The organism is Ruegeria sp. B11 (assembly GCF_056539785.1).
The window spans coordinates 505726-525279 of record NZ_JBQFVO010000002.1 but is presented as its reverse complement, the minus strand read 5'-3'; the positions used below and the strand labels follow the sequence as shown (position 1 = coordinate 525279).

Annotated in this window: 17 protein-coding genes; 5 read left to right on the top strand and 12 right to left on the bottom strand. The window is 56.7% G+C overall.

Features of this window, described 5'->3' with window-relative positions; all coding sequences use genetic code 11:
• Nucleotides 1–68: 68 nt before the first annotated feature.
• Together ACR0I1_RS10105 and ACR0I1_RS10100 are read left to right on the top strand one after the other, a co-directional pair.
• Entirely contained in the window at nucleotides 69–875 is an 807-nt protein-coding gene (locus ACR0I1_RS10105) for a taurine ABC transporter ATP-binding protein (protein WP_170394409.1), read from the top strand.
• Complete coding sequence (locus tag ACR0I1_RS10100) at nucleotides 872–2137, top strand: ABC transporter permease (RefSeq protein WP_170394412.1); 1266 nt, start codon at nucleotides 872–874, stop codon at nucleotides 2135–2137. The genes ACR0I1_RS10105 and ACR0I1_RS10100 overlap by 4 nt, the downstream gene beginning before the upstream one ends.
• Nucleotides 2138–2272: 135 nt before the next feature.
• Here the strand turns inward: ACR0I1_RS10100 and ACR0I1_RS10095 are convergent, their stop codons facing one another.
• The 12 genes from ACR0I1_RS10095 to ACR0I1_RS10040 all read right to left on the bottom strand — a co-directional run bounded on the left by ACR0I1_RS10095 (nucleotide 2273) and on the right by ACR0I1_RS10040 (nucleotide 16442).
• Complete coding sequence (locus ACR0I1_RS10095) at nucleotides 2273–3199, bottom strand: carbohydrate kinase family protein (protein ID WP_480706241.1); 927 nt, start codon at nucleotides 3197–3199, stop codon at nucleotides 2273–2275.
• A gap of 39 nt (nucleotides 3200–3238) precedes the next feature.
• Nucleotides 3239–5083 (bottom strand): family 1 glycosylhydrolase, encoded by a 1845-nt coding sequence (locus ACR0I1_RS10090; RefSeq protein ID WP_480706239.1) that lies wholly within the window; start codon nucleotides 5081–5083, stop codon nucleotides 3239–3241.
• 67 nt (nucleotides 5084–5150) lie between these two features.
• Nucleotides 5151–7064, bottom strand: a complete 1914-nt coding sequence (locus tag ACR0I1_RS10085; RefSeq protein WP_480706237.1) for a beta-galactosidase — start codon at nucleotides 7062–7064, stop codon at nucleotides 5151–5153.
• Nucleotides 7061–7921 carry an SMP-30/gluconolactonase/LRE family protein gene (locus ACR0I1_RS10080; RefSeq protein ID WP_480706235.1) on the bottom strand — a complete coding sequence of 287 codons (861 nt, stop codon included), beginning with the start codon at nucleotides 7919–7921 and terminating at the stop codon, nucleotides 7061–7063. The genes ACR0I1_RS10085 and ACR0I1_RS10080 overlap by 4 nt, the downstream gene beginning before the upstream one ends.
• The gene (locus tag ACR0I1_RS10075) at nucleotides 7918–8523 is read right to left on the bottom strand and encodes a 2-dehydro-3-deoxy-6-phosphogalactonate aldolase (RefSeq protein ID WP_480706233.1); all 606 of its coding nucleotides are present in this window, start codon (nucleotides 8521–8523) and stop codon (nucleotides 7918–7920) included. The genes ACR0I1_RS10080 and ACR0I1_RS10075 overlap by 4 nt, the downstream gene beginning before the upstream one ends.
• Nucleotides 8520–9413: a 2-dehydro-3-deoxygalactonokinase gene (locus tag ACR0I1_RS10070; RefSeq protein ID WP_480706231.1), complete on the bottom strand. Its 894-nt coding sequence runs from the start codon at nucleotides 9411–9413 to the stop codon at nucleotides 8520–8522. The genes ACR0I1_RS10075 and ACR0I1_RS10070 overlap by 4 nt, the downstream gene beginning before the upstream one ends.
• A 4-nt stretch (nucleotides 9414–9417) precedes the next feature.
• Nucleotides 9418–10185: an SDR family oxidoreductase gene (locus ACR0I1_RS10065; RefSeq protein WP_170511963.1), complete on the bottom strand. Its 768-nt coding sequence runs from the start codon at nucleotides 10183–10185 to the stop codon at nucleotides 9418–9420.
• A complete protein-coding gene (locus ACR0I1_RS10060; protein WP_480706229.1) occupies nucleotides 10185–11894 on the bottom strand; it encodes an IlvD/Edd family dehydratase in 1710 nt (569 codons plus the stop codon). Before ACR0I1_RS10060 ends, ACR0I1_RS10065 begins: the two co-directional genes overlap by 1 nt.
• A 54-nt stretch (nucleotides 11895–11948) precedes the next feature.
• Nucleotides 11949–13289 carry an alpha-glucosidase/alpha-galactosidase gene (gene melA / locus ACR0I1_RS10055; RefSeq protein ID WP_170663509.1) on the bottom strand — a complete coding sequence of 447 codons (1341 nt, stop codon included), beginning with the start codon at nucleotides 13287–13289 and terminating at the stop codon, nucleotides 11949–11951.
• A 22-nt stretch (nucleotides 13290–13311) separates the two neighbouring features.
• Nucleotides 13312–14160, bottom strand: coding sequence for a carbohydrate ABC transporter permease (locus ACR0I1_RS10050; protein WP_170394442.1), 849 nt, complete (start codon nucleotides 14158–14160; stop codon nucleotides 13312–13314).
• 1 nt (nucleotide 14161) lies between these two features.
• Nucleotides 14162–15088 carry a carbohydrate ABC transporter permease gene (locus tag ACR0I1_RS10045; protein WP_170394445.1) on the bottom strand — a complete coding sequence of 309 codons (927 nt, stop codon included), beginning with the start codon at nucleotides 15086–15088 and terminating at the stop codon, nucleotides 14162–14164.
• 94 nt (nucleotides 15089–15182) lie between these two features.
• Complete coding sequence (locus ACR0I1_RS10040; RefSeq protein WP_170394448.1) at nucleotides 15183–16442, bottom strand: ABC transporter substrate-binding protein; 1260 nt, start codon at nucleotides 16440–16442, stop codon at nucleotides 15183–15185.
• A gap of 140 nt (nucleotides 16443–16582) precedes the next feature.
• On the opposite strand from ACR0I1_RS10040, the gene ACR0I1_RS10035 reads away from it, so the two are divergent.
• The 3 genes from ACR0I1_RS10035 to ACR0I1_RS10025 all read left to right on the top strand — a co-directional run bounded on the left by ACR0I1_RS10035 (nucleotide 16583) and on the right by ACR0I1_RS10025 (nucleotide 19518).
• Complete coding sequence (locus ACR0I1_RS10035; protein ID WP_480706226.1) at nucleotides 16583–17377, top strand: IclR family transcriptional regulator; 795 nt, start codon at nucleotides 16583–16585, stop codon at nucleotides 17375–17377.
• Entirely contained in the window at nucleotides 17374–18432 is a 1059-nt protein-coding gene (locus ACR0I1_RS10030) for an ABC transporter ATP-binding protein (RefSeq protein WP_480706224.1), read from the top strand. The genes ACR0I1_RS10035 and ACR0I1_RS10030 overlap by 4 nt, the downstream gene beginning before the upstream one ends.
• 63 nt (nucleotides 18433–18495) lie before the next feature.
• Nucleotides 18496–19518: a trans-3-hydroxy-L-proline dehydratase gene (locus ACR0I1_RS10025; protein ID WP_480706222.1), complete on the top strand. Its 1023-nt coding sequence runs from the start codon at nucleotides 18496–18498 to the stop codon at nucleotides 19516–19518.
• The last annotated feature ends 36 nt before the right edge of the window (nucleotides 19519–19554 follow it).

Here is a 19554-nt window from a genome sequence, read left to right as displayed (position 1 = left end):
AGGACATTTCATGCGACCGGCCCCGGTTTCGGGCCGGTCGACAGCTATGAAAGCAGGAAGGAGGCAGGATGCCTGAACTGGACATCGTAGAATTGTCCATGCGCTTTGACTTACCCAACGGCTCCTCAGTACAGGCCCTACAAGATGTTTCACTCAGCCTTAAAGAGGGTGAGCTGATGTCTGTCCTTGGCCCGTCGGGCTGTGGTAAAACGACGTTGCTGAACATCGTTGCAGGATTTCTGGCGCCGACATCTGGCAAGATTGAACTGAACGGCCATCTGGTCAAAGGCCCTGATGCTGAACGCGGGATGGTGTTTCAGAAGGGCGCGTTGTTCGAATGGATGAACGTGCGGGAAAATGTCGAGTTTGGCCCGCGTATGAAAGGCATGCCCAAAGCCGAGCGTGACCAGATTTCCGACCATCTGCTTGAGGTCGTGGGGCTGCAGGATTTCAAGGACAAGGCGGTTTATGAACTATCGGGTGGGATGCAGCAGCGTGTTGCGTTGGCGCGGTGCCTGGCAAACGAGCCGGACGTCATCCTGATGGACGAACCGCTGGGTGCTTTGGATGCGCTGACCCGTGAGAAAATGCAGGGCCTTGTCCTGAAGCTTTGGAAAGAAACGGGCAAGACGATCATCCTGATCACCCACTCGGTCGAAGAGGCCTTGTTGCTGGGTGAGCGTTTGATTGTCATGGCCCCCAGACCGGGGCGCATTCACCGCGAATACAATCTGCCTTTTGCTGAACGCGGTGTGAATGCCGATCTGCGTGATGTGAAGAAATCCGAAGGTTTTGCGGAAAAGCGCGATGAGATCCTCTCGATGATCTGGGAGATGGAAGAAGAAATTATGGGTCGGACGGAGCAGGCATCATGATTGTACTTCTCTTCTATATCGGCCTGTTCGGTGGCGCGTTTTTCATCGTCTACGCGTTACGCCGCGGTTTGCAATCGCGTCAGGATTTCACAAGCTTGAAAACTGTGACTTTCGGCGACGAAAGTGCCGTACGAGCGGATAGGGCTGCATCGATAATCTCAGTTCTCGTGATCTTTGTAATCTGGGCGGCTTTCACCGGCTCGAAGTTGTTTCCGATCCATGTGCCGGGCCCATTTGTAGGTGATACGCAATTCACCTATACGCTCGAAAACGCGGATGGCAGCACGGATGAAGCCACGATTTTTGTTCGCGTTCCAGCCTTCGGTGAGGAAGCAGAGAAATTCGAGGTCGAGCCCGGCAGCGGATTTGCCAAAGACGATGCGGTTGCTGCTGCTGCGGGCCGCTCATCGACGATCCTGTTCGACAAGAACGATGATGCCAAACGTAATGAGGGTGCAAAGATCGTCGCGATCAACGGCACACCTATAGGTGAAGGCCAAAAGGTTGATACAGGCGATGGTACCGTAACGCTGACCGGGAAAGGGGCGATCAGTTTCACCCCCAAACAGGGCTTGCAGATGAACCCCATCTGGCTTCCAGCCCCTGAAACCGTTGTGGCCCGGTTCTTTGAGATTGCGAATGAAGGCTACCAGAACTTCTCGCTTTGGGAGCACCTGGGCTGGTCGCTGTTGCGCGTGATTGCTGGGTTTATCGCAGGTGCGCTTGTGGGGATTCCGCTGGGTTATGCAATGGGCCTATCCGGTTGGTTCCGCGGCTGGTTCGATCCGATTGTCGAGTTCATGCGACCGGTGCCGCCACTTGCGCTGATCCCACTGGTGATCATCTGGTTCGGCATCTGGGAGACCGGCAAGATCGTTCTGCTGTTCCTTGCGGCCCTTTGGATCATGACCATCGCCGCGCGGGCTGGTGTGTCCGGTGTGAACATCTCGAAAATCCACGCAGCGTATTCTCTGGGGGCGTCGAAATGGCAGATCATGCGCCATGTGATCGTGCCCAACTCGCTGCCCGAGATTTTCACCGGTGCACGTGTGGCCATGGGTGTCTGTTGGGGAACTGTTGTTGCGGCTGAACTGGTTGCCGCACAAAAGGGCGCCGGCATGATGATCATCGCCGCATCCAAATTCCAGCTGACCGACATTGTCATTATGGGGATCGTCCTGATCGGGGTGATCGGATATGGAATCGATATCCTGATGCGCAAGGCCGAGAACTGGCTGGTGCCATGGAAAGGCCGCAGCTGATCGGTCTTTCCGATACTGTGGTAACAAAGCGGCCCCCGAGCAATCTCGGGGGCCTTTTGTTTCAGCTGCGATTAAGAACGCGGCGTTGGACCTTGCTGCTGTCTTAGCTTGAACACGGCATCGGTCTGTATACCTTCAGAGCTCCTGTGCCCAAGGCGGGTTTGCCCCCGCTCGGGATACGGTGACGGCAGCGACCTTTGCACCGTATTCAAGCGCGTCGCGAAGACTGCTTGTGGGCAAAGTGCGCAAGGCGGGCTTGTTGAGATGACCGGTTTGGCTCAGCGCGGCCAGCACACCTGCGTTGAACGTATCGCCAGCACCAACAGTATCCACAACCTTAACTTTCTGGACGGGTACGGATACGTCCGTTCCATCAGAAAGATAGCCTGTCGCGCCATCCCCCCCTTTGGTCACGATTGCGATCGCTGGTCCTGCACGAAGCAGCAGTGGAATTTTCTCGGCATGGCTTTCGGGGCCCGGTATAATCCAATCAAGGTCTTCATCGGAAACTTTAATGATGTCGGTCTTTGCGATCATACGGTTCAAGCGGGTCCGGTATCGCGTCTGATCCTTGATAAAGCTGGGTCGAATATTGGGGTCCAGCATTACGGCACGATCCGCGCCATGACGATCAAGTGTGGCCGCGTAGGCATCGGCACAGGGTTCGCAAGCCAGGCTGATCCCTCCGAAATACAGTGCGGAAACGCCCGGTAGTTGATCCGGCATGTCTTCGGGCCGCAGCATCCGGCCCGCCGTATTCTCATCGACAAAACTGTATGTGGCGTGCCCATCCCGCAACTGCACGAATGCAAGTGTCGTAGGACGGTCCGAGCGGATAACGTGCGAGGTCGCGACATGGCTGATCTGCAAGGCGGCGATCAACTGCTCTCCGAACATGTCGGTAGATAGCCCTGACAGCAGCCCCGTTTGTATGCCCAGACGACCCAGTGCAATCGCGGTGTTGAAGATTGCACCACCGGAATGTGGGACAAACCCTTTGCCGCCAGAAACCGTTGGTTCGGCGATCATATCGATCAGAGCTTCTCCACAGCACAGGATCATTCTGCTATCCCTCGGCCTGCTTGAAAATGCGCGGCCAAATTACCGTGCCAAGGCATTCTTACAGAAATTGTTAGCGCCAACAATGCCAAACTCATCCTGTTCTGACACATACAGGTTCATCGATTGCCGCAATTCATCGAACCGACCTCCTGCGTTGAAGGCACGCAGAAAATCCTGACCAAACAGCCAGCGGTTCTTTTCGGCCACCCCGCCAACAAGAAACACACCTCCGGAGGGGATAAGAGCAACAGCAAGATCGCCCATTATGGCGCCCAGATGCTCGGTGAACATTCGAGCCGCCTTAACAGCGCAGGCATCCGAGCCGTCCTGAGCATCCTGCAGAATGTCTTTTGCCGAACGTATCATGCCGTTGGGCTGACCTTCGGCCATTCCGATCGCCTGATAGAGAACCGGTAGGCCAGTTCCGCTCAGGAACATCTCGGCCTCGATGGTGAGCGTATCGTCAAAAAAGCACTCGGGTATGATCTTGCGCGCTGCGCGGAAAACCTCGACCTCGTCAAGATGGCGCGGGGACAATCCAACATGGCCGCCCTCGCCGGAAACGGTGTGAAAATGTCCTTCGGAGTAGAGCAGGGCGCCCACGCCCAGCCCGGTTCCCGGCCCGACAACTAGCCGTGTCCCCAGTGGTGGAGCGGGTGAGCCCTGCAATACCTCAACATCATTCTCGGTAATCTCGGCGACTGACCATGCGGCAGCCGTGAAATCATTGATGACATAGGTATGGTGCGCGCCGGTTGCTCGGGCCAGAGCGTCTTCGGAAAGATCAAGATTGGCATTGGTCAGGCGAATGGTGCCGTTCTGGACCGGCCCCGCCCCGGCAGCAACGACCGCGCGCGGTCTTGTTCCGACCTCGTCGCACAAGCTGTGTAATGCGTCTTGCAGGTCGCTTACGGAGCCGGTGGGGTGTTTGCGAAGATCGGTCAGCGCCCCCTCGGTTACGACGCCCAATCTTGTATTTGTGCCGCCGATATCAGCCACCAGATTCCAATGTGCGTGTAACCCTCCCTTGGGTCTAACCCATGAGGCCGGCTGGGCGTCACTTGTTTGGATTGTCTGCAACGCCTCGACGTCGGTCCCGGACTGAACGAAAATGCCGTGTACCAAGGTGTCGGATTCAAGCGCGTCATGTACGCGCGCCAGCGAATGCACAAAGTCATGACCCGCATCGGCGGCTACGGTCACGAATGAAGGCAGCGATTGCTCATGTGTTGTGCGCATGAGTATGTCTATGTCAGCGCCCTCTTTCACGACTACGCTGCACCAATCAATCGGCTCGGCGATGATGGAAAAATCATCCCGCCAATTTTCGGGAAAGTGGCAGGCCAATCGATCCAGCAAAGACTGCGGGTATTGCCCGTTGGTTATCGTATCAAGGATGAGCGGATCGACCTCTACACCCAGATTGGCCATCCCATAGCTCCGCATTTCCTGACGCGCCGCGCCCTGTGCAAGCAATTGATGGTGCAGGCTGCGGGCATTAGTGCGAGGGTCGCGTTCGATTCCGACGGACGGGTTCAAGGTAGAGATGTTGAATATCCGATCACCCATCCGAGCGACGACTGCCTCAGAAAACGCTGCAAAATAGTCGGCCATTACTCGATTGCGCCACCCGCCGATATCCTCCAGCGCTGGGGGGATATCGTTGTGATCCAGCACGATGCATGGCCGAATGCTGTGTGCCAAAAGCTGATCAATTCGCTGCTCGCTCTGATCCAATGCGCGTGCATCAGAAATGCGACCGTCTGGCATGATGTGCTGCCAACGGACTGTAAAGCGGTGCATGTCTAGCCCAGTTGCCGGTTCTGCAGGGGAAGCCGCACCAAACAGAAAGCCATTGGGAAAGTCAGAACGGGTATATTTCATTGTCGCAACCTGTTGGAGCCATGACCAGCGTCTCGCCATCTAACAGGTTATGTTAGCGGTATCTAGATTAACGTTTATATGAACCGCGCGTCCTGAACAGGACATCACATCCCTCGACCTGCTGGCCGTCCCATGTCACTGAATGCGCATTATAGTTGATCAGCACTTCGTGCGACTGCGTCTCGCGCCGCCGCAGCCCTTTGGGCATCGGATGGAGCGCCAGATCCGTTTTCTGGGCCGCCATGGCTATGACGCGATCCCAAAGGGCCTCATCGGGGAACCCCGCCAAATACCAAAGACCGGCACCGCCATGCAACGCCGCAGTGCCATCTACGAAAGAAAGCAATTTTTGCGCGGAGCCTGACAAGCGCTCAACCCAATGTTCCGCAGCACCACCCCCTTCGACAATACGGGTTGCGCCGGGTGGCAAAGTTTCGATCAGATCGACATGGCTGCTGAGGCCATCAAGACCTGGGCGCCCCGAATCAGGGATCTGAAAATCTTCGGTGATTGCCCCGCTGCGCGGTCCCAGAACGGCAAGATCACATCCTTGTAGTAGCCTTTGTTCAAGATCGCCTAGGGCAGCCAGGCCCGGTGCTAGGATCAGATTATAGTGCTCCTTGCCGACCTCGTTCTGAGGCACGAAATCCACCGACAACCCAGCGCGCCGCAACGCGCGGTAGGCAGAGAATACGAGCCGGAAATAATCGAACCCCGCGCCCTGAGGCTGCGTTGTCCAGGCCCAGTCAGATGCATAATCGAAGACGATCGCAACCTGCGCATGGATAGGCTGAACCGTGCCTATCGCGGCCAGATCATCGGCGGTCTGACGCGCCTCGGCCAAACCGGGTGCTTCGTCGCCATGCGGGGTAAGTAGACCGGCATGCATCTGTTCCTGCCCGAACGGTGCTTGCCGCCAGCGGAAATAGCTGACCACTTCGGCCCCATGGGCCACCGCCTCAAGCGACCAGAGACGCACCATGCCGGGCAGGGGTGCCGGGTTGTAGGGGGCCCAGTTCACTGGACCGGGTTGCTGTTCCATGATCCACCAACGGCCTCGACCGACGGCGCGGTATAGGTCGTGGTGAAAGGCCTGCATGTCCGGATCACCCTGCTGCAGAAATGCAGTCTTGTGCGGCTCGTCCACTTCCAACCTATCCGACAGGAAGCCAATCGGATAGCTGTCCCACGTCGCGATGTCCAAATCCCTGCCTACATCGAAATGATCGAATTCCAGCACACGCCCCATGTAATTGTGCAGCAATGGTTGATCCGTTAGCGGCCGCAGCGCATCGACCTGGGCCTTGTTGAACGCCATCACTTGATCCGAACTGAACCTGCGAAACGCCAAGACGTGTGCCGGGTTGGGCTCGGTCACGGTCTGGTTCGGCAGCTCGATCTGATCAAAGCTGTTATATTCCATCGACCAGAACACATTTCCCCAGGCATCGTTCAACGCGTCGATCGAGTTGTATCGGTTCGCCAGCCAGCGGTGAAAAGCATACAGCGCCGCAGCACTATAGCTGAGCGTCGTATCGTGACAGCCATATTCGTTATCGATTTGCCAAGCAGCGATATGCGGGTTGCGGCCATAGCGCTGACCCATGATCTTCGTGATCCGCTTGCATTCGTCGATATAGCCGGTGTGACTAAAGCAATAATGTCTGCGTGAGCCGAACTTGCGTAGATTGCCATCAGCATCCACAGCCAGCATGCCGGGATGCTTGTCCAGCATCCATCGCGGAGGTGTTGCCGTCGGGGTGCCCAGCACAATCTTCAGCCCAGCCGCACCCAAGGTTTCAATCGCGCGATCCAACCAGTCGAATTGCAGGTCTCCAGCAGTGGGTTCCATTCGGCTCCAGGCGAATTCGCCGATCCTGACCCATTTCAAGCCAGTCTCGACCATGCGCGCGGCGTCCTGAGCCCAGTTCTCTTCGGGCCAGTGTTCAGGGTAATAGCAAACGCCAAGTTCCGGCTTCATAGTGTAACTCTGTGTTCAGCTTGACCTTGCGCCACATTTGGCGCGGTGAGTGTCATGCCATTCGTCGGCGTTCTTGCAAGGGTGTCCGCGTCCAGCCCTTGGCGGGCGGTGGTGCAGAACAGTGTAGTCAGGTTATCACCACCAAAACTCGGGCACGAAGTGTGTTTGGCATCGAAGACGACAGCTTTCAGGAACTGACCGCTGGGCGTATAGGCTGCGACCCGGCTGGCACCCCATTGGGCGATCCAGATGTTTCCGGAGCGATCAACCACAGCGCCGTCCGGGTTCAGATCTTCGCTGCGCAGGTCAAGGAAGACCGCCGCTTTGCCTATGGGCCAGCCTGTCTGCGCGTCCAGTTCCCAACGCATGACCAGCTTGGTGGCGGTATCGCTGTAATAGGCGCAGGATTGGTCCGGCGCAAAGCAGATTGCATTTGAGATGGTGATATCTCGGACCAATGGCCGTAGCTCGCCATTCCAATAGCGATAGATCGAACCTGCGCCTACTTCTGCCTGTTTGCCCATGGTGCCAATCCAGAACCCGCCCCAAGGATCGGCGCGCCCATCATTGGATCGAGTCACCGGATTGTCGACCTCAAGCGGGGCGATCAAATCTTTGGCTCGACTCTCAAGCCCAAATCGCCACAGGCCGGTTTCCGACGCGATCAGCAAAGTGTCACGGTCTACCCATCCTGCGGCTGAGACATGTTCATCGAACGCCCAGCTACGCGCTTGTTCATTTTCTCGCGTCATCAGTCGTTTGCCGATGATATCGAACCAGAAAAGCTGTTGCCGTTCAGGGTGCCACAATGGCCCCTCGCCCAATTCGCAGGGGCGGTCGTCATAGACCTGACTCATCCAACGGCCTCATCATAGGCAGCAACGATTTGCCGGGCACGGTTTGCTATTTCTCCAACTGACATTCCGGGCTTATAGAGCGCAGATCCAATTCCGAAGCCGTCGGCGCTGGCCTCGATCCAGGCTCCAAAGTTCTCGGGGCCCGCACCGCCCACCGCAAAGACCTGAGCACCCGGCGGCAAAACAGGGCGTAGCGCAGCCAACCCTGCAAGACCGGCAAGCGAACCGGGGAAAAGTTTTAACCCTGTAGCCCCAGCCTGGAGCGCTGCGAAGGCCTCGGTCGGCGTGAACACACCCGGCCAGCTTTGCAGCCCAAGCGCGACAGAGCGTTGGATTACGGACACATCGCAATTCGGCGAAACGATCAATCTACCTCCGACATCAGCAATCGCGTCAACTTGATCAGGGGTTAATACAGTGCCTGCTCCGATAAGCGCGCGGTCCCCGATCTCCGAGGCGAGAACTCGGATACTTTCCAGCGGATCGGGAGAATTCAGCGGAACCTCAATCCGGTCTATGCCCGCTTCCAACAGGGTGTGACCGACCGGTAGCGCCTCGTCAGGGTTCAGCCCACGCAGGATGGCGATGATGGGGCGGCTCATGCGGTTTGCCTCGTTAATGTTCGGGCCTGCGACAGACCCGCAAGTGTTGCGATTGTGGCGTCTGCGGTTTCGACCATGGCACCTTGTTGTCGCAGGGCGGTCGCGTAGGCCTTGGTCAGACTTTCCGAGCCGATGATCGCCAATTGTTGGCCCAGCCAATAGGGCCGCGATGCGGCAAGCTCGGCGCCAATCAGGAACCCTGAAAGACGGGCGCGCGCAACGCTCTTGCTTTGACCGTGCAGCAAATCAGCAGCCCGTAGCCCGAATAGGCGCGCTGCCAGCTGCTCGGGTTTCGACAGCATGTCGGCAACCGCTTCGGTAAAACTCACGTCGTCCCAGCCCTCGTCAATTGAATGCTGCAGAACGGATTGCCCGCGCAGCAGATCAAACAACTCGCCGGTCATGAAGGTTCGGAAACTGACCACCTCTCCGGCACTGATCTGGGCCCATTTTGTATGCGTCCCGGGTAGGCAAATCACACCGTCCCAATTCTGATGCGTGCTGAGGAACCCCGCAATCTGCGTCTCTTCCCCGCGCATCACATCGGGGGGGCTGTTCTGTCTCAGCCCAGGAACGACGAAGGCCCGAATACGCGGATCGGTGTTTGGAACGCGAAAGGGTACGACCGGAATAGGCTCGGATGGAACCGCAGAATACGGGGCCTCGACCCAACCCTGTCGTGCCCCAACCATTCCGCAGGCGATCACATCTACCGGTTGCCCGGGCAGCCAATCTTCGATCAAAGCTAGCAGGGCTGCCTGAAAACCTCCGCCGGCTGTGCGGGACATACCATCTGACGACGCGGCCTGTGCCAAAACGCTATCACCTTGCATGGCCCATGCCCGCAGATGAGATGTTCCCCAGTCAACAGCGATCCACTCGACATTCATAGCGTCACCCCGTTCCTACCACGCCGCCGTCAACCACCATGCACTGCCCGGTCATTGCACGGCTTGCGCTTGAAGCCAGAAACAGGGTTGGTGCGATCATGTCTTCGGGCGTCAGATGCTCTTTCAGGCTCTGGCGATCCATATGCGCAGCCAGATCTTCGGGTGTGGCCCACATGTCCAGCTGTTTCTGTGTCAGAACCCATCCCGGTGCCAGCGCGTTGACGCGAATTTTATGTGGCCCAAGTTCACGCGCCAACGAGCGTGTCATGCCGGTGATTGCCGCATTTGAACTTGTATAGATTGGATAACCTGCGTTCCCCATCAGGTAACTGATCGAACTGAAATTGATGATCGAACCGCCTTTGTCCTTCATCTGTCGCGCGGCTTCCTGACAGGCAAAATAGTAGGCCTTTAGGTTGACTTCGATCATCCAGTCCCAGAACTCGGTTGTAGTTTCTTCAAGTGAGTGCCGCTTGTCATTCGCGGCGTTGTTGACCAGCACTTTAATCGAGCCATGGGCTTCAGCTGCTTTGGCCATGGTGGCGTGCAACAGCTCGGTATCAGTCATGTCACCCTGTAGGAACAAGGGGGCGCGGCCGTGCTTGTCACGCATCTGTTCGACAAATTCACCGGCATCTGACCGACCGATAAAGGCAACTTTAGCCCCTTGGGCCATGAACCCGTCAGTCAACGCTGCACCAACGCCCGAACCGCCGCCGGTGATATAAACAGAGGCTCCGTTGAGGTCTTGAAATGTAGCAGGTTGATCCATCAGTGGCTCTCTCTCGTCACTAGGCGCGTGTCTTTGCCCACAAGGAAATCAAGGTCCGCGCCGCGATCAGCCTGCAACACGTGGTCGATATAAAGCTTCGCATACCCGCGCGAGTAATGCGGATCGTCCGGTTGCCACAGGGCGCGGCGGGCGTCCAGTTCCTTTTCGTCGACCAGCAGCTGCAGCTCGCCCTTGTTGGCGGACACGCGAATACGGTCACCGGTTTTGACCAACGCCAACGTACCACCGGCCTGAGCCTCAGGGCTGACATGCAGGATAACTGTCCCGAATGCAGTACCAGACATACGCGCGTCCGAGATCCGGATCATGTCGCGTACGCCGTCTTTGACCAGCTTGGCCGGGATCGGCATGTTCCCAACCTCGGGCATCCCTGGATAGCCCTTGGGCCCACAACCTTTGAGGACCAGAATGGTCTCAGGTGTAACTGGTAGGTCGTCGCGGTCGATATTGGCTTTCAGATCTTCGATGCTTTCAAAAACGTATGCTTCGGCCTCGGTTTCCAGCAGTGCATCTGTGGCCGCCGAAGGCTTCACGATTGCCCCGTTGGGCGCAAGATTGCCGCGCAGAACCCGCAGGCCTGCGGCGGGTTTTACCGGATCGTCAAATGGGCGGATGACGTCTGTGTTGAAACACTCAGCCCCTTCACAGTGGGCCGAGATGTCCTTGTTCAGAACTGTTCTTGCCGGGCGCAGGAAAGGTTTGAGTTCGCTCAGAACCACTGGCACACCGCCTGCATAACAGAAATCCTCCATCAGGTATTTGCCAGAAGGCATGCAATTGACCAGCAGGGGGATTTCCGATCCGATTTCAAAGTCTTTCAACGTCAGGTCGACACCCACGCGACCTGCAAGTGCCAACAGGTGGACCACTGCGTTTGTCGATCCTCCGACGGCTGCATTGGCGAGGATGGCATTCTCAAACGCCTCCCTGGTCAGGATATCTGATGGCTTGAGGTCCTCGTCCACCATCTCGACAATGCGCTTGCCGGTCAGATGCGCCAGTGCCATGCGGCGGGCATCAACGGCAGGCAGGGCGGCGTTGGTGGGCAGCGACATGCCCATCGCCTCAACCAATGAGGCCATGGTACTAGCGGTGCCCATAGTCATGCACACGCCCGCGCTACGCGACATGCCTGATTCAGCGTTCATGAAATCCTGAAGTGTCATTTCTCCGGCACGAACAGCCTCGGAAAACTTCCAGACATCTGTGCCCGAGCCGATATCCTGACCCCGGTATTTGCCGTTCAGCATCGGGCCAGAGCTAACCACGATGGACGGCAAATCGACCGAGGCTGCACCCATCAGCTGCCCCGGGGTGGTCTTGTCGCATCCACCCAGCAGGACAACGCCGTCGATACCATAGGCGCGGATCGATTCCTCGACATCCATCGCCAGCAGGTTGCGAAACAGCATGGCGGTGGGTTTCATCTGGGTCTCGCCCAGCGACATAACGGGGAATTCCACTGGAAAGCCGCCGGCCTCCCACACGCCCCGTTTCACGCCTTCGGCCAGATCACGAAGGCCCGAATTGCAGGGCGTCAGTTCCGACCATGTGTTACAGATGCCGATGATGGCGCGCCCGTCAAAAGCGTGATCCGGAAAGCCCTGGTTTTTCATCCAGGACCGGTGAATGAACCCGTCCTTATCGAGTTTTCCGTACCAATGCTGTGAACGGCGTTTCTTGGTCATTATTGGCTCTGTCTGTCTGGCGTTGGAATTGAGTGTTTTTTGAGAAGACGAAGATCAAGCTGCGCGGGCAGGACGGCACCAATCTGGCAGCCAATCGCCATGGGCAGAAAGCAGATCGGTGACGAGGCTGCGAATTTGGCGCAGATCCAGCTCGGCCGCAGTATGGGGATCCATCATTGCGGCGTGATAGATGTATTCGGGGTTTTCTTCGGTCAGCGCGCGAACCGTTAGCTCTTGTACGTTGATCTGGGTCCGCATCAACGCGATCAGTTGTGGCGGGATATCCGTGACCACGGAAGGTTGGACGCCATTCGAGTCAACCAGACACGGCGTTTCAACCGCTGCACCTAGGGGTAGTTGCGGAATCTGACCCGTATTTGGCAGGTTGCCGTAAGCTGTGTACGGCGTGTCTGTCACGATTGCGTTCATAAGGTCGGCGGCGAATTCATGGCTTCGGGTTACTTCAATGTTCCGACCATCTGTCAGGGTCTTGGCCTGTTCCTTCCAATTGGCCACCTGCTCGACACAGCGGGTCGGGTATTCGTCCAGCGGTATGCTGAACTGTTCGATCAGGTCATTGCGACCGTCTTTGATGAACCAAGGAACGTATTCTGCAAAATGCTCGGAACTTTCGGTGCAGAAGTATCCAAGATGGTCCATCACTTCGTACCGGACTTTGTTTGGACAGCGCGGCATTAGCAGCGGAGGCTTGGGTAAATGCCCGGCGCGATAGCCCTGACGCAAAGCCGGATAAAGATCGCGGCCTTCATGCTCGAGCTTGAGGAAGAACGCGACGTGATTGATGCCGGCAACTTTGTAGCGAAAGTCCGCCTTGGGCAGGTCTAGATCATGCGCCAGTTCTTCGACCGTGTTCTGGACAGAATGGCACAGGCCGACATGTTTCAGATTAGGGAAGCGCTCAGCCAGAGACCAGGTGTTGATGGCCATCGGATTCACGTATTGCAGCAGCGTTGCGTTGGGGCACAACTGCATCATGTCCTGCGCGACGCCCCACAGAACGGGCACAGTGCGCAGGCCGCGCATAATGCCACCAACACCCAGCGTATCGGCGATAGTCTGACGCAGGCCATATTGTTTTGGGATTTCAAAATCTGTCACCGTGCAAGGCTCATACCCGCCAACCTGAAAGGCAGTGATCACGAAATCTGCGCCGTCCAGCGCCGCGCGACGATCCGTGTGGGTTGAGACGGTTGCACCCGTGCCGACTGAGCGGATCATGGCCTTGGCCACAGCTTCGCTTTCGGCCAAGCGCACCGGATCGATATCCATCAGCGCAAAGTGGCTGTCTGCAAGGGCAGGGGTGAGCAGGGCGTCGCCCACGATGTTCTGCATGAAGATCGTGGAACCTGCACCTACAAAGGTGATCTTGGTCATGAGGTAAACCTCTGGTTTGACGTTATTTTACGGCACCGAGGGTCAGGCCCGCGATGAAGTGTTTCTGCATCAGGAAGAACATGGCAACCGGCGGCAGGGCTGCCACTATAGAACCGGCACTCATCAACTGATAAGCAGCGCGAAATTGCGCGTTAAAGCTGGTGATCCCGGCTGTCACGGGCTGGCTTTCGGCCCCTTGGGTCAGGACAACAGCCCAGAAATAGTCGTTCCAGATGAAGGTGAAAATCAGGACACTGAGTGCGGCGATGGCCGGTTTCATCAGTGGTAGAACGACGTACCAGAAGATTCGCCATTCGCTAATGCCCTCGACCCGTGCGGCCTCGATCAGTTCGAATGGCAGGGCGCGGATGAAGTTGCGCATGAAGAGCGTGCAGAACCCGGTCTGGAAGGCGATGTGGAATAACACAAGCCCTGTTTTAGTGTTGTAAAGGCCCAACTCCAGCGTGAGATCGCGCACAGGGACCATCAGGATCTGGAAGGGTACGAAATTGCCCGCCACAAACATGAAGAAGATCCAGAGGTTCGATTTGAATTTGTAGATCCCCAGCGCGAAGCCTGTCATGCAACTGAGTGCAACGGCCCCGATTACCGTTGGTACGGTGATCAGGAACGAGTTCATCAAGTAACGTGGCATATCCGAATTGAAAAAGACCTGACCATAGTTGAACGCGCCCTCAAAACTGGACGGCATCCCCCAGTAATTCGCATTGGTGAAGTCTGCGGCAGGTTTGACCGAGAAAAGCGCGACCGCCAAAAGGGGCCCCAGCCATAGTAGCAGTGCCAGAGGCAACATCGCCTGATAGGTGATCTGCGCTGCGCGGGGTTGTTTTTCGATCGGTTTGGGAAACATCTCAGTGCCCCCTTTCTTCGCGGTACATCGACCACAGGAAGTAGGCGATGAAGCAGAGCATAATCAGGAACAGGATCACAGCGATAGCTGCGCCATATCCCATGCGGAAGCCGTATTCGGACAGCGCGACCTCGAACATGTAGTAGGCCAGCACGCGGGACGAGCCAAAAGGACCGCCCTGTGTCATGATCGAGATCAGGTCAAAGCTGCGCAGCGCGCCGATGATTGTCACAACGAATGCGATGAAGGTTGCCGGGCGCAGCTGCGGCAGAATAATGTGCCACAGCATTCGCCCACCTTTTGCGCCGTCCAGACGCCCGGCTTCGATCTGTTCGGGGTCGACCGCGTTCAGGCCGGTGAGGTAGAGGATCATGCAATAGGCCGTTTGTGGCCATAGACCTGCGAAGATGATGCCATAGGTTACGAAGCGCTCATCCCCCAGCACGTTCAGTGGACCGAGGCCAAAGAGGCTTAGGAATTCGTTTAGAAGGCCAAAGGTTGGATCGTAGAACCATGTGAATACTAGCCCAACGACGACCTGAGAGATGACGAAGGGAAAGAAGAACAAAGACTTGTAGAGGCGGATGCCCCAGACCGTCTGGTTCAGGAACAGTGCAATAAACAAGCCTGCAGGGATTGCGGCCAGATACAGGATCAGCCAGATCAGGTTGTTCTTGAGCGAGATGTAGAAAGCGTCGCGGTCCACCCATTCCCAATACAGATCTTCATAGTTGCGAAAGCCGACATATTCAGCTGCACCTAAACCGTCCCATTCATAAAGAGACAGATTGAAAGACTGAAAGACCGGGATGATCACATAGACCATGAAGAACAACAGACCCGGAGCCAAAAACAGCCAGGGCGCGATGCGCTGTTGGTTTCTGTGGAACCAGCTTTCTTGCTCGGGGGCGTCAACGGCAGCGGTCATGGGCATCTCGGATCTGGTGGGTGAAGGCGGGCTGAAGCCCGCCCTACTATTGTGCAAGGTGTAGGCCGGGCTTCAGCCCGACCCTGGACAAGATTTAGTTGTCGTAGATGCGCTCGCGCGCACGTTCCAGCTTGGCCAGAATCTTGTCAGCGTTGTCCGGCTTGACCATGAATTCCTGGAAGCCTTCCATCGACACTTTTGCCATTTCCGCTGGTGCGTCGCGGTCCCAGAACTGTGCAACACCGCCGGGGCTGTTAGACGATAGCATGACAAAGCCCTGCTGCAGGAACTTGTCGTCGTCCACTGCGGATTGCGCGTTCACAGGCAACTGGCCGAGGTTTGCACCGTTGTTGATTTCGGTCTGTTCGTCCGCAGAGACTGCGAAACGCAGGAACTCACGCGCGGCTTCCTTGTTCGAGGCATTGGCCGGGATATGGAACGTATCGGTCGGCGCGTCTTCGGCCAGTTCAACATCGGGGTTGATGGCGACAAACTGATAGAAGTCCAACTGATCGTCGGTCAGGCCTGCTTCACGCAGCGGAGCCACAGCGAAGTTACCCATCAGATAGGCGGCGGCCTCACCGTTGACCATAAAGGGCAGGGCTTCTTGCCAGCTATAGGTCTGGTGGTTGTCAATGAATGCGCCCATGTCGATCAGCTGTTTCCAGTTGGCGAAGGTCTGCTTAACCCGGTCGTCTTCCCAGCTGATCTCGCCATTTGCGAGTTGATTGTGGAAGTCGAACCCGTTGGTGCGCATGTTCAGGTAGTCAAACCAGCCACCTGCTGTCCACAGGAACTTGGTGCCGATGGTATAACAGGCGCGTCCGGAATCGACGATCTTCTGGCAATTGGCCAGTTCTTCTTCCCAAGTGGTCGGCTCGGTCAGACCCAGCTCATCAAAGATGTCTTTGCGGTAATAAACGCCCCATTGATAATAGGTGTACGGAACGCCCCACTGTTTGCCATCAATGGTCATCGCACCTTTGGTCGACGCCAGATTGTCGGCGATTTCAGGTTCAGCCCACAGGTCCGAGACGTCTTCGAAAAGACCCGCTTCAACATAAGGCTTCATCCGGTTGGCTGCATACCAGGTGGCAACGTCTGGCGTGTCAGCCGTCAGGAAGTTGCGAATCTGGGTCTTGTAGGCCTCACGGTCGATCACGGTGGTTTCGATTTCCAGACCGGGATGTTCGGCCGCGAATCGCTCGATCATCGCTTCCATCGTCGCGCGCGGCGCCGGGTTGGACGTATCGAGGAAGATTCGCAGCTCGCCGGTCAGCTCTGCCGCGACGGGCGCAGCAAGTGCCACACTGGCAGCCAAAGCAGCCGCTGTGCGCTTGAACATGGAATGCATAGTTTCCTCCCTTAAGCTTCCATATTGGTCTCAAATATTGAAACCTTGTTTTATATATTGAAAACTACACATCGACTCGGCTACTCTTGTCAAGACCCTCGTGCCCAAAGCCGAGGGAAAGTGGAGGAGAACAGGCACCCGTGGCAGGTGACGGAACAATAGGAAAAGCATGTGACGTGCTGGAACAAGTCGCGGCCTTCGAACGCCCGGTGCGGTTCGGGGAATTGCTGGAACGCAGTGAATTTCCCAAGGCGACGCTATACCGTTTTCTGCAGTCGCTAACCAATCAGGGCATGCTGCATTACGAACCGGAACGGCAGACTTATTCGCCAGGTATGCGATTGGTGCGACTGGCGCATTCGGCATGGACGCATAGCTCATTAGCTCCAATTGCGCGGCCTTTCCTGGACGCTCTCAGCGCCGAGACAGGGGAGACCGTGCACTTGGCGCAACTTGATTCCGGGCAGGTGCTTTATGTGGATAAGCGCAACGCGCAACGACCAATTGAGATGTATTCCGAGGCCGGCAAGGTCGGCCCGGCCTATTGCACAGGCGTTGGCAAAGCGATGATGGCCTATTTGGACGAGGCACAGTTGGAAAAGACGATCTCGCAACAAAGCTTTCATCGGTTCACTGACAAGACCTTGGCCTCGGATAAGGCATTGCGGGCTGATCTCGTTAAGATCCGCAGCCGTGGTTACGCAGTTGATGATGAAGAGCATGAGCCCGGCATCATCTGCATTGCCTGCCCGATTCTGACTGACGGGGGCCGCATGTTGGGGGCCCTATCGGTGACAGGATCGACTGGGCGAATGGATTTCGAGCAATTGCAATCTTGGGTGCCGCGCGTCCGGCGCGTCGCTGAACAGATCGGCACAGAAGCACAGGCGTGGCGGTTCCCCGAGGGCCAACAGAATAGGATGCAAGCAACATGACAGGTGTAACCCTGAAAGGCGCGATCAAACGGTATGGCCAGACGCAGGTCATTCACGGGATTGATCTGCAGATTGAAGATGGTGAGTTTTGCGTGTTCGTGGGCCCCTCGGGCTGCGGTAAGTCCACGCTGTTGAGGATGATCGCGGGTTTGGAAGAAACCTCGGACGGGGAAATCCATATCGGCGCACGTGAAGTCACGCATGTGGATCCTGCCAAACGCGGAGTGGCGATGGTTTTTCAAACCTATGCGCTCTATCCCCATATGACCGTGGCCGAGAACATGGGATTTGGTCTGCGGATGAACGGTGTTGCCAAGGCCGAGATCGATCAGAAGGTTCAGGAAGCGTCAAATATTCTGAAGCTCGACCAATATCTGAAACGCAAACCCAAAGCGTTGTCCGGCGGTCAGCGTCAGCGGGTCGCGATCGGGCGTGCCATTGTGCGCGGCCCCGAGGTGTTCCTGTTCGACGAACCGCTCTCGAATCTGGATGCAGAACTTCGCGTGGAAATGCGGGTTGAAATTGCGCGGCTTCATCAGGAAATCGGCGCGACGATGATCTATGTTACGCACGATCAGGTTGAGGCGATGACCATGGCCGACAAGATTGTGGTATTACGTGACGGTCGGATTGAGCAAGTGGGAGCCCCCATGGACCTGTATCGCGACCCCGACAATAAGTTCGTGGCGGGTTTCATCGGGTCTCCTGCAATGAACTTCCTTGAGTGCGATGTCGTGGACGGCATGGTGCGGCACCCAGCACTTACTGATGATGTCCCGGTCACCGAGAGCGTTCCCAAAGGAGCGACGAAAGTAACATTGGGTATTCGCCCCGAGCATATTCAGGTGGATCGAAACGGTGACACCTGCACAGTTGATCTGACCGAAGCGCTCGGTGGTGTTTCATATTCTTATCTGCTGACGCCAAATGGCGATAAGCTGATTGTGGAAGAACGGGAAGACCAACGCAGTACGAAGGGTGACCGCATCGGGCTTTCGGTTCGTCCTGAGCGTGCGATGCTGTTCGATCCCGAGACGGGTCAGCGGCTGCGATAAGGCTTGCCAGACCGGATCTGTTTTGCATGACTGCGCATTATCCATCGGCTTTCCGGAGGCTTTATGCGCAGTTCCAAAACCATCCATGTAATCTCGGCCCATGCTGAAGGCGAAGTGGGCGACGTTATCGTCGGTGGTGTCGCTCCGCCTCCGGGAGAGACGATATGGGACCAAAGGACCTTTATCGCTGAAGACCAGACATTGCGGGATTTCATGCTGAATGAACCTCGCGGCGGTGTCTTTCGCCATGTGAATCTGTTGGTTCCACCAAAAAAAACCGAGGCCGATGCAGCGTTCATCATCATGGAACCGGAAGACACGCCACCGATGTCAGGCTCCAACTCGATTTGTGTCTCAACGGTTCTGTTGGACAGTGGCATTCTTCCGATGCACGAGCCTGAAACCCATCTGACATTGGAAGCCCCAGGAGGGTTGATCCGCGTCCGCGCCGAATGCCGAAATGGCAAGGCCGAACGTATCTTTGTGCATAATGTGCCAAGTTTCGTCGACAAGCTGGATGCCCGGATCGAGGTTGAGGGCATCGGGACGTTGCGCGTGGATACCGCGTTTGGTGGCGACAGTTTTGCAATTGTCCATGCCGCCGATTTGGGTTTCGAGCTAACCCCTGATGAAGGAGCTGATCTTGCAAGGACTGGCGCGCGTATCACCGATGCCGCCAATGAGCAGCTAGGCTTCGATCACCCCACTAAAGACTGGAGTCACATTTCGTTTTGCCAGATTGCAGGCCCGCTCGATCGTCAGGGCGATATTCTCATCGGACGAAATACTGTCGCCATCAAACCGGGTAAGCTGGATCGTTCACCTTGTGGCACCGGTGCTTCAGCCCGGATGGCGGTTTTGCTGGCCAAGGGAGAAATGACGATGACCGATCGCTACCACGCGCGTTCAGTCATCAACAGTGAATTTCGCTGCCGTATCGTAGAGCGGCATGATCTGAACGGCCGCGTGGCGATCACCCCGGAAATCTCGGGGCGAGGCTGGATTACGGGTACGCACCAGCACATGCTCGACCCCGATGACCCATGGCCTGGCGGCTATCGCCTAAGCGACACTTGGGGGGCATAAGCCGGGGCCAAATTCGACCCCGTACTTTTCTTAGGT

Excerpts from the sequence above, each read along its gene's own strand:
- ACR0I1_RS10095 (WP_480706241.1), bottom strand. The coding sequence starts at position 3,199 with ATGATCCTGTGCTGTGGAGAAGCTCTGATCGATATGATCGCCGAACCA.
- ACR0I1_RS10070 (WP_480706231.1), bottom strand. The coding sequence starts at position 9,413 with ATGAATGTCGAGTGGATCGCTGTTGACTGGGGAACATCTCATCTGCGG.
- melA (WP_170663509.1), bottom strand. The coding sequence starts at position 13,289 with ATGACCAAGATCACCTTTGTAGGTGCAGGTTCCACGATCTTCATGCAG.
- ACR0I1_RS10090 (WP_480706239.1), bottom strand. The coding sequence starts at position 5,083 with ATGAAATATACCCGTTCTGACTTTCCCAATGGCTTTCTGTTTGGTGCG.
- ACR0I1_RS10105 (WP_170394409.1), top strand. The coding sequence starts at position 69 with ATGCCTGAACTGGACATCGTAGAATTGTCCATGCGCTTTGACTTACCC.
- ACR0I1_RS10060 (WP_480706229.1), bottom strand. The coding sequence starts at position 11,894 with ATGACCAAGAAACGCCGTTCACAGCATTGGTACGGAAAACTCGATAAG.
- ACR0I1_RS10030 (WP_480706224.1), top strand. The coding sequence starts at position 17,374 with ATGACAGGTGTAACCCTGAAAGGCGCGATCAAACGGTATGGCCAGACG.
- ACR0I1_RS10025 (WP_480706222.1), top strand. The coding sequence starts at position 18,496 with ATGCGCAGTTCCAAAACCATCCATGTAATCTCGGCCCATGCTGAAGGC.
- ACR0I1_RS10045 (WP_170394445.1), bottom strand. The coding sequence starts at position 15,088 with ATGACCGCTGCCGTTGACGCCCCCGAGCAAGAAAGCTGGTTCCACAGA.
- ACR0I1_RS10085 (WP_480706237.1), bottom strand. The coding sequence starts at position 7,064 with ATGAAGCCGGAACTTGGCGTTTGCTATTACCCTGAACACTGGCCCGAA.
- ACR0I1_RS10075 (WP_480706233.1), bottom strand. The coding sequence starts at position 8,523 with ATGAGCCGCCCCATCATCGCCATCCTGCGTGGGCTGAACCCTGACGAG.
- ACR0I1_RS10050 (WP_170394442.1), bottom strand. The coding sequence starts at position 14,160 with ATGTTTCCCAAACCGATCGAAAAACAACCCCGCGCAGCGCAGATCACC.
- ACR0I1_RS10040 (WP_170394448.1), bottom strand. The coding sequence starts at position 16,442 with ATGCATTCCATGTTCAAGCGCACAGCGGCTGCTTTGGCTGCCAGTGTG.
- ACR0I1_RS10100 (WP_170394412.1), top strand. The coding sequence starts at position 872 with ATGATTGTACTTCTCTTCTATATCGGCCTGTTCGGTGGCGCGTTTTTC.
- ACR0I1_RS10065 (WP_170511963.1), bottom strand. The coding sequence starts at position 10,185 with ATGGATCAACCTGCTACATTTCAAGACCTCAACGGAGCCTCTGTTTAT.
- ACR0I1_RS10080 (WP_480706235.1), bottom strand. The coding sequence starts at position 7,921 with ATGAGTCAGGTCTATGACGACCGCCCCTGCGAATTGGGCGAGGGGCCA.